We start from the raw sequence: 13,458 nt of genomic DNA, 5'->3' as shown, positions 1-13,458 counted from the left end.
AAATGAAAAATTTGATTAAAATATTTTCGATACTATTGTTTGGAGGATTTTATACTCTTGATGCCCAACAAATTGTAAAAAAGGATACCTTATCCGGTACCGAATTGGTTATGACTATGGATTCTAAGGTTAATGCTGCCTTGGAAAGTATTGAGGATAAATGCTCAAGGGCCACCAATACAGTAGTTTCCAGGGATAATGACGAGGAGAGCGGTTCTTCAAAACCTACAAAAATCTATGTACCAAGCCGGGAACTTACAAATGCGGAAATTTGTAGAAAAAATCCAAGAATTTTAGGATATAAGATCCAGATTACAATAGTAAAAAGTAATGAAGAGGCGAATGAAGTGAAGTCGTATTTCAGAAAAAGATTTCCAAATCTAAAAGTTGAGACTGATGCTTCTCTAAGGCCTAATTATAAAATTTTAGCGGGAAGTTATTTTACTAAACAGAGCGCTGCTTCTGATCTGGCCAGGGTAAGAGAATACTTCAAATCTGCTGTAGCTGTACAATACAGGATTTTCTGTGCAGAAGCAAAATAAAAATTTTAAAAGAAATAAAAATTTAAAGCTGGGAATAATTTTCTCAGCTTTTTTGATTTATGTTTAAATAAATTATATTCAAATTGTAATGTTTTATTTTAATAATACCTATTTAAAAATGAAAAGAATTCGTTCATTCTCAGGTAATTGTTAGTCAGCAAATAGGCGAACATAATGCAGAAAACAGCCATTAGAAAAGATAATGTTTTTGGTGAATTTTTATAAGAATTAATCAGCCAGCCCAACATCAAAGGATATATAAAAACAAAATGTCCTCCGTAGATGAAAGAAGTATGTAAACCGAATCTCATGACGCAATGAATAAAAATATCAATTATAAAGGAAATCATAAGAATCTGTACGAGTTTATTTCTGAAGTTTTTAAAATAACTCCACAAAACCAAAGCCAGTAAAACGACAATAAACACATAAGGAACCAATGATGAATAGACATCCATCAGAAGTCCTTTGTACTCATATCCCTGCATATTATTTCTATCGGTGGTAATAAAATTTGAAAATAATACATTCCCTCCGAAAAAATACGAAAGAATCATATCCCATATGGGTCTGGAGTTTACATTTGAGAATTTTTCATACTGTTCATTTGTCTTGCTGAAAATATTTTCATATTTAAAATCAATTCTGTTCAGATACAATAAGATAAAACATAGGCAGGTTAAAATTATTCTGAAAACAGCATTTGCAAATTTTTTCCAGTTTTTAAATACATTTTTTTCAAAGGCAACAGGAATAAATACTTTGACAATATTGGTAATTGTAAAACCGCCAATGCCAATTCCGGAAACGACCAAAGCCAAAGCCGGGATTTTTTCCTCATTTCTAAGTTTTATAGCTGAATAATAATTGAAAAACGTAAGCAATAGTAGAGTGTAAGTGAAGTTCTCCGGCGTGAATGACAGTAAAATTGTCGTGGAAAATGATCCCAAAAAGAGAATCAGGAAAATACAGATGAATAAAGGCAGCTGAATTATATTTTTTAAATATTTAAATATCTGTACAATGCTGAGACTGACCGCGATATTACTGAACCATGCCAATGCAAATCTGAAATTGCCATCCATTTTTCCATCTGAAAAAAGTAAGGCCAGTTTTCGGACATATTCGAAGAAATAATAGGAGAGCGGATGTCTCTCGAAGCTGCCTCCGGTCATAACAATTGATTTGTTATCAAAACTAAAATAGGCATCCCACGGTATTCTGTTGTCAAAAATAATCTTGTAATGTATGGCGATATAAGATCCAAGATAACCGTAAATAACCAGAAAGAAAAGAAAAATAATCAGCTCGATTCCGGTGGCAGGGAAAATAATCCTTAAAAGATCTATAAATTTTTTCTTGAATGTTGACACTTCTAATGTTTTTGCAAAAGTAAAATAAAAAACTCACCAATCTGATGAGTTTTAAATTGATTTTGCTATGAACTGCAAGAAAGCATTGAGCATCCTGAAATGTCATCATAATCCGAGGGCCTTTTAGCTGAGAATTCCGGATAAATTGTATGATACGGATTTTCTAGGGCATGGGTTAATTTTCCAAGCATTTCGGTTTTTCCTTCGTTGATTTCTTCAATGCATTGATACAAAAGATAATTTCTCAAGATAAATTTCGGATTTGTTTTACGCATGATTTCCAAAGATTTTTCTCTTGGAATAATATTTTTTTCCAACCTGGACTGATAATCTTTTATAAAATCCTCCAGTCTGGAAATCTTTTCATCATTCAAAAAAGTATAAGAGACATTTTCAAACTGAAGCCTTAAATCTTTCTGATCATCATATTTTTCAAGCTCATTAAAAAACAGGGTGTAATCTAGTTGTAAATCCTGCATCAGACTTTGCCAGTTTGTGAAAAATTTCTCATCGCTAGTCAGCAATTGATCGAAACCAAATTTTCTGCAAAGCATTTTGTCGTGAGATTCCCAGAAATAGCTTCCATAATCATTCAGAATATCTTCCAGAAACTTTTCATCATTGATCAAAGGATGAAGTGCATTGGCCAGCTGCCAGAGATTCCATTGTGATATCTGTGCCTGTCTTCCGAAAGCATATCTTCTTCCGGGTAAATCGGTTGTGTTGGGAGTGAAATTCAGATTATATTCATCCATCATAGAATAAGGTCCGTAATCGATAGTAAGACCCAAAACCGACATGTTATCCGTATTCATAACTCCATGAACAAATCCTACGCGGTACCATTCAACCATCAGATCAGCTGTTCTTCTGCAGATATTTTCAAAAAAATCTTTATATCTCTGGTTTCCTGTTGACTGAATTTCTTTAAAATAATTTTCAATAGTAAAATCTGTAAGTTCCTGTAGCGTTCTATACTCTCTTTGTGCAGACATCAGCTCAAAATGGCCGAAACGTAAGAAACTCTCGGCTGTCCTAATGATTACAGCGCCTTTCTCATATTGGGGATTTCCGTTATACATGATATCCCTTACCACATCTTCTCCTGTAAAAGCTAAACTTAAGGCTCTTGTCGTAGGAATTCCAAGATGGTACATAGCCTCGCTCATAAGATATTCACGTAAAGAAGATCTCAGAACCGCTCTTCCGTCTGCGTGTCTTGAGTAGGGAGTTGCCCCGGCGCCTTTCCATTGAATTTCATTTTTTTGTCCGGAACTGTTCGTGATTTCTCCGGCAAGAATTGCCCTGCCATCTCCAAGCTGTCCTGCCCAATTGCCAAATTGATGTCCGGCATAAGCGGTTGAGTAGGTTTGTATATTTTCAGGAAGTTTATTTCCGACCAGCAAATCAATGTCCTGTTCTTCGTATTTTCCTAACCCAATTTCTTCCGAAAGTTTCTCATTAAAAGCAATAAGCCTGGGATGATCAAAACCGACAGGACTTACTGTTGAAAATAAAACTTTAGGAGTATTTCTCTGCATCATGTTGCCTGAAAAATCTCCCGGGAATTTTTTTATAAAGGGTTGTTGTATGTTTTCAATATTCATCTATCAAAGGTATTAATTAAAAAAGAAAAGACCTTCCAAATTGTTGAAAGGTCTTGTGTATTTCTAAAAGAGAATTTATTTATTGTTGAAGTCTATATCTTCACCGGAATTAAGGTTCTCGTTTACATTTTCCTCTTTTTTGCCTGGTGTTTTAGGCCCTGAAGGCTCTACAGATCTAGGATTTTTAATCTCGTCCAGTGTTTGCAGCCCGCCGTCATCTCCATATCCAGACCCTAATCCTTTAAGGTTTGAGCAGCCGTCTTTCCATTCGGAAGGCTTTACAAATTTATCATCAGGGGAAACACCGAGACTTTTATCTGCCCAGACTTTTTTCATGAAAATTGCCCAGATCGGGAGTGCCATTCTAGCACCCTGGCCTTCTCCTGTTCCATAGAAGTGTGTTGCTCTGTCTTCCCAGCCAACCCATGCGCCGGTAGCCAGCTTTGGAACGATACCCATAAACCAACCGTCGGAATTGTTCTGTGTAGTTCCCGTTTTACCTGCAATTTCTATATCTTTTGAAATTCCTTTTCTTCCTAATTCTCCAGAAGCTGTACCATATTGCGCCACCCCTTTCATCAGTTCGATCATCGTATAGGCATACATTGGGTTCATCACTTCTTTAGGTTCTACATTCACCTCTTTGATTACTCTACCATTGGCATCTTCTATTCTCCAGATCATTTCCGGTTTGTTGTAGTTTCCGTAGTTGGCAAAAGTACTGTAGGCACCTACCATTTCGTAAATGGTAATATCTGATGATCCTAATGCCATTGGAAGGCTTGTCGAAATCTCTTCAGTCACCCCAAGATCTCTTGCAGTCTGAATAACACTTTGGGTGGTTGTCATTTCAGCAAGACGTAGTGCTACAGGGTTTTGAGAATGTGCCAGAGCGTCTTTTAACGTAAGCATTCCGCCTCTTCCCGGTACATGGTACGTTCCTTTGTTAAAACTTGCGTTAGAAATTGTGGAACATGGATTTAACCCCAATTTCATAATGGCAGTTGCATATACGAAAGGCTTAAATGTTGATCCCACCTGTCTTTTTCCCTGTTTAATATGGTCGTACTGGAAATGCTGCCAGTCGATTCCTCCCACCCAGGCTTTGATTTCTCCTGTTCCGGGAACCATAGACATTAAGCCGGCCTGAGCCACTTTCTTATGCCATCTGATAGAATCCCATGGTGACATTTCCACTTCTTCTTCTCCTGCCCATGTGAAACGTGAAGTTTTGATAGGCTTTTTGAATTCCATCATGATGGAATCTTCAGAAACACCCGCTGCTTTCAGCTGCTTGTAACGTCCGGTTCTTTTCATGGCCTGAACCATCAGATCATTGATCTGCTTACTGTTCAGGTAATAGAATGGCCAGTCTTTTCTGCCTCTTTGTTCGGCATCAAATCTTTTCTGAAGATCTGTTAAATGTTCCTTGATGGCTTCTTCTGCATATTTCTGCATCTTGGAATCAAGCGTGACAAATATTTTTAAACCATCTTTATACAGATTCAGCTTTTTGCCGTTTTCTTTTTCGTAATCTTTAAGATAGGCATCAATTTCTTTTCTTAAATAAAACTTGTAATAAGCAGAGTAACCGTCTGTAATATTTTTAATCGGATGATAATCCAGCGTTATCGGTGTTGCTATTGCTTTGTCGTAAGTCGCTTTATCGATATATCCGGTGTCAAGCATTTGAGTTAAAACAACATCTCTTCTTTTCTTTGATCTTTCCGGGTTTCTCATGGGGTTATTGGCAATCGGAGCCTCCAGCATGGCCACAAAAACAGCTGCTTCAGGAAGGGTAAGTTCAGAAGTTTTTTTATTAAAATATATTTTTGATGCCATTTCAATACCATTGGCATTGTAAGTAAAATCAAACTTATTAAAATAAAGAGTGATGATCTCTTCTTTAGTATATCTTTTTTCAAGACTTACAGCTACAGACCATTCTTTCAGTTTTTGAATGGTTCTTTTGATAGGATTTTTTGATGGCTCTTTTGTAAATAAAAGCTTAGCCAACTGTTGAGTAATGGTAGATCCGCCTCCTCTGTCCCCACCATATCTTACAGCTCGTAAAATCGATTTTAAATCAATACCGGAATGCTCTTTAAATCTCTCATCTTCTTTAGCCTGTAAAGCATATATCAAATAAGGAGGAAGATCTTTATAAGTAATAGGCTGGGTTTTTTCCTTTTCAAATTTACCTAGCAAAACGCCGTCTGAAGAATAAATTTCAGAGGCCACATAAATATCCGGATTTTCTAGCTCTTTTACATCTGGCATCTCCCCGAGAAAACCTTGGGAAACGGCGAAAAAAAGGCCTGATATTCCTAATACTACAGCAATAAATCCGACCCAGATAAATTTTACCCACTTTTTCCAGGCGGTATTTTTCTTCTTAGGAGGAAGAGGGAAAGTTTTCCCTTTATTTCCTGTATTTTGTTTGTTCACTTCCATTTATGATTACGGTTTAGCCGTTTCTATTTTTACTCCAATGTCTTCAATTCCCGGAAGGCTGTCATTTCGCATAGCCTGTGTGAGGCCAATCTCATATTTTCCTTTTGCCGGAAATCTGTAATTCAGTTTATACTGAAATAAAGTTTCCTTGGTATCACCAAAACCTGTTCCCAGCCATTCTCCGTTGGGTTTAGCCAAAATATAATTCAGTGTATCTGTCTGCTTCTTTTTGGTCTGCAGGTCGGTAAAGTTCACAATAAACCTTATATTACTGTAAGGATATTCATTATTATTTCTTACAACAAATATAATATTTTTAGGATTTTGCGGATCCGGAATTTCAAGATTAAATTTCTGTTCATTTTTCTTATTCCACTTACTATCAACGGAATTCATAATTACTTCTCCTTCGGAAGAAGAAGTGCAGCTAAAGAAAATGATGAGCGAGAATAATCCTAAAATTTTACGCATTGTTATCTTTTTTTGGAGGAAACTTCTTTTTAAATTTTTTCTTGTTTGGGTTAGGTTTTTTATCAGCAGGAGTATCTGCGGCAGCTTCTATTTTCTCCAACTGAGGCTTCTGCGGTTGGTTTTTCTGTTGTTTCTGCTGATTATTCGGATTTTGGTTTTGTGGTCTTTCCTGCTTCTGAGGTCTGTCTGATCTTTCAGAACGCTCCTGTCTTTCGGGTCTGTTATTTTTTCTTTGTCCCTGATTCTGGTTATTCTGATTGTTTTGATTGTTGTTTTGTCGGTTTTGATTTCTGTTCTTATTATTACCTCTTCCTTTTTTCTCAAAACGGTCGACATTATTCTCCTGGATCAAATCGATGCTCGCAAACGGCGTTTCAGGCTGTTTCAGATCCTCCAGAGGAAGTGTTTTCTCGCCACGTTTGTTTTTAGCAATAAGTTTTTTAACCAATTCAATATCAAAATCATACCATGCGATAGAATTCTCAACATAAGCAAACCACATTTTCTTTTTGAAGACGTCGATTTTTATACAGAAAGCTCTTCCTTTTTCGGTATCAAGCGTCGTTGAAGAAGACGGGAAATTGCTTAATGCATCCAGATAACTGTCTAGTTCATAGTTTAGACAACATTTAAGCTTACCGCATTGTCCAGCCAATTTCTGAGGATTGATGCTAAGCTGTTGATATCGTGCGACATTGGTGTTTACTGATCTGAAATCCGTAAGCCATGTCGAACAGCAAAGTTCTCTTCCGCAAGATCCTATTCCTCCCACTTTTGCTGCTTCCTGTCTGAAACCGATTTGCTTCATGTCGATCTTTGTACGGAATGCACCTGCATAATCCTTGATCAGCTGTCTGAAATCTACACGGTTATCCGCAGTATAATAAAATGTAACCTTTGAAGCGTCGCCCTGATATTCCACATCGGTGATCTTCATTTCGAGACCAAGCCTGTGGGCAATCTTTCGCGCTTCTATTTTTACATTCTCTTCTTTTTTCCGTGCTTCCTGCCATACTTCCAGATCTTTCTGGTTGGCCAGCCTGTATATTTTCTGTACAGATTCTTCAGAGAATTTCTTCTTTTTCATCTGAATCTTTACCAGTTCGCCGGTGAGACTTACCACACCTACATCATGTCCGGGACTTGATTCTACTGTTACTACACTACCTATGTGTAATGGAATATTGTTTACATTTTTATAAAACGATTTTCTGTCATTTTTAAATCTAACTTCAACAAAATCACATCTGTTCGGTGCGGGATTGTTGATGTTGGAAAGCCAGTCAAAAACACTTAATTTATAACTATTACCACAGGTATTTACATTTTCACAGCCATTCGCGGTCTTCTTGGGTCCGCAAGAATGTGCAGAATCGCCGGATGTTTTACATCCACAACTCATATATTATATATTTAATTTGCAAATTTATGATTTTTATCTTTATGAGGTCTAAAATAATCAAATATTAAGAAATAGGATGTTTAGTTTTAAACAAAGTTTGGAGATTAATAATATCTATTAGGTTAATGCTCTTGTAATGTTCTGTTTAACTCACTTTTTAATGAAAATATTATTTTAAACATAGTTTTCTTTGGCTTTATTGTTTAAAATTTTATGATTTATTAACAGGGGTAAGCAAAATAATTTTATATTTGGGTATATAATAAAAGTCTATGAAAAAAATATTAGTATCAACTGCATTATTGGCAGGTGTTTTATCATACGCAGGAGGCTTCAGGGTTTCTCTGCAAGGGGTAAAGCAATTGGCAATGGCACATACCAGTGCTCATGCTGAAGATGCGAGTGTGGCATTCTTTAATCCTGCAGGTATGTCATTTATTCCCTCGAAACTGAGTATTGTAGCCGGTGGATTCGGGGCAAGCAATAAAGTGACTTTCCAAAACCTGAATACACTACAGAGTACACAGACCGACAACCCGATGGGAACGCCTATTTATGCTGCAATAACGTACAAACCGCTTGAAAAATTATCAGTAGGTTTCAGTTTTTCCACACCTTTCGGAAGTACCATTGAATGGCCGAATGATTGGGAAGGAAAGGAAATGGTTCAGAAGCTTGAACTGAAGAGCTATTACTTTCAGCCTATGGTTTCCTATAAGTTTAATGACTGGCTAGCATTTGGGGCCAGCTATATTTATGCAAGAGGGACTGTGAACTGGGATAAAGCGATCACTCAATTTGGAGGACAGCTTAATCTCGACAGTAAAGCGAGCGGTCACGGCTACGGATTCGGTTTTTATTTCAGACCAGACCCAAAATTAGATGTGAGTATTGCTTACCGTTCTCCGGTTGATATGAAAGCGAAAGATGGTACAGCTACATTTAAATTTCCTTCACAGTCTGTTTATCCATTGTTAGGGTTAGATGCTTCCGGGAAAGACGGCTTTACGGCAACGTTACCTCTGGTGGAAGAATATACTATAGGTTTAACATATAAAGTTACGCCGAAATGGTTGCTTTCTGCGGATTTCAACTATCACGGATGGTCGAGATATTCACAACTTACATTAGATTTTGCTAATGCGCCTGTAGGAAACCAGGCAGATCCTACGGTTTCTGTTTCTCCTAAAAATTTCAGAAACTCAAAAACAGTGAGATTGGGAACTCAGTATGCATTCACTGATATGATCTACGGACGACTTGGGGCTTATTATGATGAAGCTCCTTACTCTGATGAAAACTTTATTCCTGAAACACCTTCTTTCAACACTTTTGTTGTAACGGGAGGGGTAGGATTTAAGCTGAAACAGTTCGGAGTTGATGTGGCCGGAGGATATGCAATGCCACAGGCAAGAGATGTAAATAATAAAACCCTTGGTTTCTATGGACAGGCTAAAGCTACTGCATTCTATTTAGGTTTAGGTTTATCTTACAATCCTTTTTAATTGAAAACTATGAAAAAAATTATAATTTCTACTTTCGCGATTTCCGCACTTCTGTTTACAACGAGCTGCGAGGATGACTTTGATACAGATGTGAATGACGTGGTGGTAACCAGCGGGGAAGCAAACTTTTCAAATTATATTGCCTTAGGGAATTCCTTAACATCAGGCTACAGAGACGGAGCCCTTTATATTGATGGACAAAATGAATCTTACCCTTCAATGTTAGCTCAACAGATGAAGCTGGCTGGAGGTGGAGCATTTAAACAGCCTTTGATGCCTAACAATACGGGAGGATTTACCAATCTTTTTAATCCTAATACAGGAGAATTTTCAGGGAAATATGTATTAAGTGTTGTAAATGGTGCTCTTTCGCCCGGGCCAACAGCGCCGGGAGCGGCTTTAGATTTTGTGAATTCAGGAGGTCCTTACCAGAATATGGGAGTTCCCGGAGCTAAAGTTTTCCATTTGCTGGCACCAGGTTACGGAAATCCTGCGGGTCTTACACCAACTAACGCAACCGCAAATCCATATTTTGTAAGATTTGCAAGTTCAGCATCAACGTCTGTAGTTGCGGACGCTCTGGCCCAAAATCCTACTTTTGTGTCTTTGTGGATAGGGAATAATGATGTATTGGGATATGCCACTTCAGGTGGCGATGGCTCTAATCCGATCACTCCGGTTGATGGAGCTCCGGGAGTTGGCTTTACTAATTCATATACTACATTGGTAGGCCTTCTGTTTCCTTCCGGAACCAACAGAAAAGGAGTTGTAGCTAATATTCCTAATGTGACAAGTGTGCCTTACTTTACAAGAGTTCCGGCAATGCCGCTTACCAATCTTACTGCTGCACAGGTGACTCAGCTGAATGCAGGCTATGCGCAGTATAACGCCGGGTTACTTCAGGCGAAAACACTTGGAGCTATTTCTGATGCCGAATACCAGAGACGATTAATTAAATTTACTGCTGGGGCAGTGGCCAACGGAGCTGTGATCGTAGATAAAGATCTTTCACCTGCCGGTGCGCTTCCTAAATACAGACAGACAACATCAAAAGATTATATTCTTTTACCTGCAAGCAGGGTTCTTACGCCACAGGCAGGGGGTGGAACTTCAGTTCCTCTTGAAGATAAACTGGTGTTGACCGAAGCCGAAGCAGCAAAAGTAATGGCGGCTACAACAGCTTTTAATAATACTATAAAAAGTGTTGCACAAGCCAAAAACCTTGCATTTGTAGATATGAATGCTAAAATGGAAGAGTTGAATTCCAAATCCGGCATTATATGGGATGGTGTAAAGTATACAGCCACATTTGTAAGCGGAGGTGCTTTTTCACTAGACGGAGTACATCTTACCGGTAGAGGATATGCTATCGTAGCCAACGAATTTATCAAGTCAATCAATGAAAAGTATAAATCTACTCTTCCGCAGGTTGACGCCAATAAATATTCAGGGGTAACCTTCCCATAATTCTGATAAAATAAAAACTTAGAAACCACAAGACAGATTCTTGTGGTTTTTTTTTAAATTTGCAAAATCTTTTAAAAAGTAAAAATGGCCCATCAGTTAAGTTATCTATTTTGTACAAGGACGAGTAAGGACTTGGCAGAGAAAATTGCCCAACATTACGGGAAAGAATTAGGGAAAATCAACTTTCAAACCTTCAGTGACGGTGAATTTGAGCCGGTATTGGACGAATCTGTAAGGGGAGGAAGGGTTTTCTTAATTGGTTCTACCTTTCCACCGGCGGATAATCTTTTAGAACTTCTTCTAATGATTGACGCAGCGAAAAGAGCCTCTGCGAAAAGCATTACGGTAGTACTTCCTTATTTCGGACTTGCCAGACAAGACAGAAAAGACAAACCAAGAGCGCCCATCGGTGCTAAGCTTGTAGCCAATCTTTTAACGGCAGCAGGAGCAACAAGGATAATGACCATGGATCTCCATGCAGACCAGATCCAGGGATTCTTTGAAATTCCGGTAGATCACCTGTATGCATCTACCATTTTTGTAGATTATATCCGAAATCTGAACCTTGAAAATCTTACGATTGCTTCACCGGATATGGGAGGTGCTAAAAGAGCGAAAAATTATGCAGGGCACCTTGGTGCAGATGTAGTTATTGCCTATAAGGAAAGAAAAAAAGCAAATGTTGTAGAAGAAATGTTTCTTATTGGAGATGTGGATGGTAAAAACGTAATCCTTATTGATGACATGATCGATACGGCAGGTACGCTTTGCAAAGCCGCAGATATCCTGATGGAAAAAGGGGCAAAAACCGTAAGAGCTATGGCAACGCACGGAGTTCTTTCCGGAAAAGCGTATGAAAACATCGAAAATTCAAAGCTGTTGGAAGTTATTGTAACTGACTCAATTCCTGTGAAAAATAATTTGTCATCTAAAATAAAAGTACTATCTTGCGCCCCATTATTTGCGGACGTTATGAAGATGGTTCATGAACATCAGTCAATTAGCAGTAAGTTTGTTATTTAATTGATAATTAGTGGTTTGCAAATTTAATTTTAAACAAATTTTTAAATTTTTATAAATGAAATCTATTACAATTCAAGGTACAAAAAGAGAAAGCGTGGGCAAAAAGTCTACAAAAGCTTTACGTGATGCTGAATTAGTTCCTTGTGTTGTTTACGGAGGTGGCGAGCCATTGAACTTCTCTGCAGAAGAGAAAGCATTCAAAGGTTTGGTATATACTCCTGAAGCACACACGGTATCTATTGAGGTTGATGGTCAAACAATTCCGGCTGTTCTTCAGGATATTCAGTTCCACCCGATTACAGACAAAATTCTTCATGCAGATTTCTATCAGTTAGCTGATGATAAGCCAGTTATCATGGAAGTTCCTGTAAGAATTACAGGTCGTTCTAAAGGTGTTGTAGCTGGTGGTGTTCTTCGTCAGTCTTTCAGAAAACTGAAAGTGAAAGCAATCCCTGCTAACTTGCCTGATGAGATCGTTGTAGATGTTACTCCATTAAGAATCGGTAACAAACTTTACATCGGAGGAATCAAAACTGAAGGATTTTCTTTCATGCACCCGGACAATGCAGTTGTTGTAGCTGTTAAGATGTCTAGAAATGCAATGAAAGGTGGTGCTGCAGCGATGGATGATGAAGATGAAGAAGAAGTTGCAACTGAAGAAGGAGCAGCTCCGGCAGCAGAAGAAGCTACTGCAGCAGAATAAGAATTTCTTATCTGAACAATATAGAACCTGTCATTTTTGGCAGGTTTTTTTTTGCCTGGTCTTTTAGTAAGAATTAATTTTATTGTCAGAAAATCTTTTCGTCACTTGTTTGTATTTTAAAAAAATGATATTTTTATTTTGTTAACTTTAATATAAAATATTATGAATTCTAGTAGAATAAGTGTTGTACTTCCTGATAAGGTAAAGACACAGGTAGAGCAAAAGGTACAAGAAATTACAGTCTTATTGGCTTCCTATGTGATCTCTTTAACTAAAGAGGAGCGTTCAAGTTTACCGAAAATGGCAGACAAGACTTTTGCTTTTGTTACAAAAACTGTAGAATATACACAAAGCAATCCAAAGTATATCAATAGCGATTTTTTGGATGCAACCGAATTAAAAAAAGACTATGATCTAAACCGAGATATTCTCCCAATACTTGCTATCGTAAACCAGCTAGGCAAGGCTATAGAGGACACAGCAATGCTTTCGGGGCATGAAGCTTACGTAGGAGCACTTACCTACTACAAAAGTGTAAAATACTATGCAGATCAAGGAGATGCTACAGCAAGAACCATCTATGAAGATCTGAAAAAAAGATTTCCAGGTAAAAAAAAAGGGAAAATAGAAGATAATAAAAGTTAAAATACATAAAATGTCCTGCTAAATGCAGGATTTTTCTTGCTTTCTGTAGAACGTTTTGAGGTAAAAGCTTGAACAGTGCACCTATTTGTACAAAATATGCCGCTTAATGCAGCATTTTTGGTGCTTCTTGCAGAATGAATTGAGCAAAAGGCTCCAATGATGTAGCTGATAGCTTTATGCATAGCGTATTTTACAAGATTTTTTCTGTATTTTTTTGAAATGTTTTGAGAATTTGTTTTTTATTCTATATTTGCAGTCAGAAAATA

11 protein-coding genes are annotated in these 13,458 nt (G+C 37.6%); 6 read left to right on the top strand and 5 right to left on the bottom strand.

The features are described 5' to 3' along the window. The first annotated feature begins 2 nt into the window (after nucleotides 1–2). Nucleotides 3–542, top strand: a complete 540-nt coding sequence (locus AC3WV0_RS11365) for an SPOR domain-containing protein (RefSeq protein WP_488846193.1) — start codon at nucleotides 3–5, stop codon at nucleotides 540–542. Between the two features lie 98 nt (nucleotides 543–640). On the opposite strand, the gene AC3WV0_RS11360 is transcribed toward AC3WV0_RS11365, so the two are convergent. The 5 genes from AC3WV0_RS11360 to AC3WV0_RS11340 form a co-directional block, all read right to left on the bottom strand. Further along, nucleotides 641–1,915 carry a DUF6080 domain-containing protein gene (locus AC3WV0_RS11360; protein ID WP_488846192.1) on the bottom strand — a complete coding sequence of 425 codons (1,275 nt, stop codon included), beginning with the start codon at nucleotides 1,913–1,915 and terminating at the stop codon, nucleotides 641–643. A gap of 65 nt (nucleotides 1,916–1,980) precedes the next feature. Further along, entirely contained in the window at nucleotides 1,981–3,522 is a 1,542-nt protein-coding gene (locus AC3WV0_RS11355; protein WP_488846191.1) for a protein adenylyltransferase SelO, read from the bottom strand. Between the two features lie 75 nt (nucleotides 3,523–3,597). Further along, on the bottom strand, nucleotides 3,598–5,976 hold the full coding sequence (locus AC3WV0_RS11350; RefSeq protein ID WP_488846190.1) for a penicillin-binding protein 1A: 2,379 nt from the start codon (nucleotides 5,974–5,976) through the stop codon (nucleotides 3,598–3,600). Nucleotides 5,977–5,982: 6 nt separating this feature from the next. Then, nucleotides 5,983–6,447: a gliding motility lipoprotein GldH gene (locus AC3WV0_RS11345; RefSeq protein ID WP_488846189.1), complete on the bottom strand. Its 465-nt coding sequence runs from the start codon at nucleotides 6,445–6,447 to the stop codon at nucleotides 5,983–5,985. After that, the gene (locus AC3WV0_RS11340) at nucleotides 6,440–7,849 is read right to left on the bottom strand and encodes a PSP1 domain-containing protein (RefSeq protein ID WP_488846188.1); all 1,410 of its coding nucleotides are present in this window, start codon (nucleotides 7,847–7,849) and stop codon (nucleotides 6,440–6,442) included. Before AC3WV0_RS11340 ends, AC3WV0_RS11345 begins: the two co-directional genes overlap by 8 nt. A 272-nt stretch (nucleotides 7,850–8,121) precedes the next feature. Between AC3WV0_RS11340 and AC3WV0_RS11335 the strand changes: the two genes are divergently transcribed. The 5 genes from AC3WV0_RS11335 (at nucleotide 8,122) to AC3WV0_RS11315 (ending at nucleotide 13,192) form a co-directional block, all read left to right on the top strand. Then, complete coding sequence (locus AC3WV0_RS11335; RefSeq protein WP_488846187.1) at nucleotides 8,122–9,354, top strand: OmpP1/FadL family transporter; 1,233 nt, start codon at nucleotides 8,122–8,124, stop codon at nucleotides 9,352–9,354. 9 nt (nucleotides 9,355–9,363) lie between these two features. Next, nucleotides 9,364–10,821, top strand: coding sequence for an SGNH/GDSL hydrolase family protein (locus AC3WV0_RS11330; RefSeq protein ID WP_488846186.1), 1,458 nt, complete (start codon nucleotides 9,364–9,366; stop codon nucleotides 10,819–10,821). A gap of 84 nt (nucleotides 10,822–10,905) precedes the next feature. After that, the gene (locus AC3WV0_RS11325) at nucleotides 10,906–11,844 is read left to right on the top strand and encodes a ribose-phosphate pyrophosphokinase (RefSeq protein ID WP_488846185.1); all 939 of its coding nucleotides are present in this window, start codon (nucleotides 10,906–10,908) and stop codon (nucleotides 11,842–11,844) included. 55 nt (nucleotides 11,845–11,899) lie between these two features. Continuing rightward, nucleotides 11,900–12,547, top strand: coding sequence for a 50S ribosomal protein L25/general stress protein Ctc (locus AC3WV0_RS11320; protein WP_488846184.1), 648 nt, complete (start codon nucleotides 11,900–11,902; stop codon nucleotides 12,545–12,547). A 162-nt stretch (nucleotides 12,548–12,709) separates the two neighbouring features. Further along, nucleotides 12,710–13,192 carry a hypothetical protein gene (locus AC3WV0_RS11315; protein ID WP_488846183.1) on the top strand — a complete coding sequence of 161 codons (483 nt, stop codon included), beginning with the start codon at nucleotides 12,710–12,712 and terminating at the stop codon, nucleotides 13,190–13,192. Nucleotides 13,193–13,458: the final 266 nt, after the last annotated feature.

The sequence above is a fragment of the Chryseobacterium sp. 27AL genome (assembly GCF_057815395.1).
This window is presented reverse-complemented; position numbering and strand designations above follow the sequence as displayed.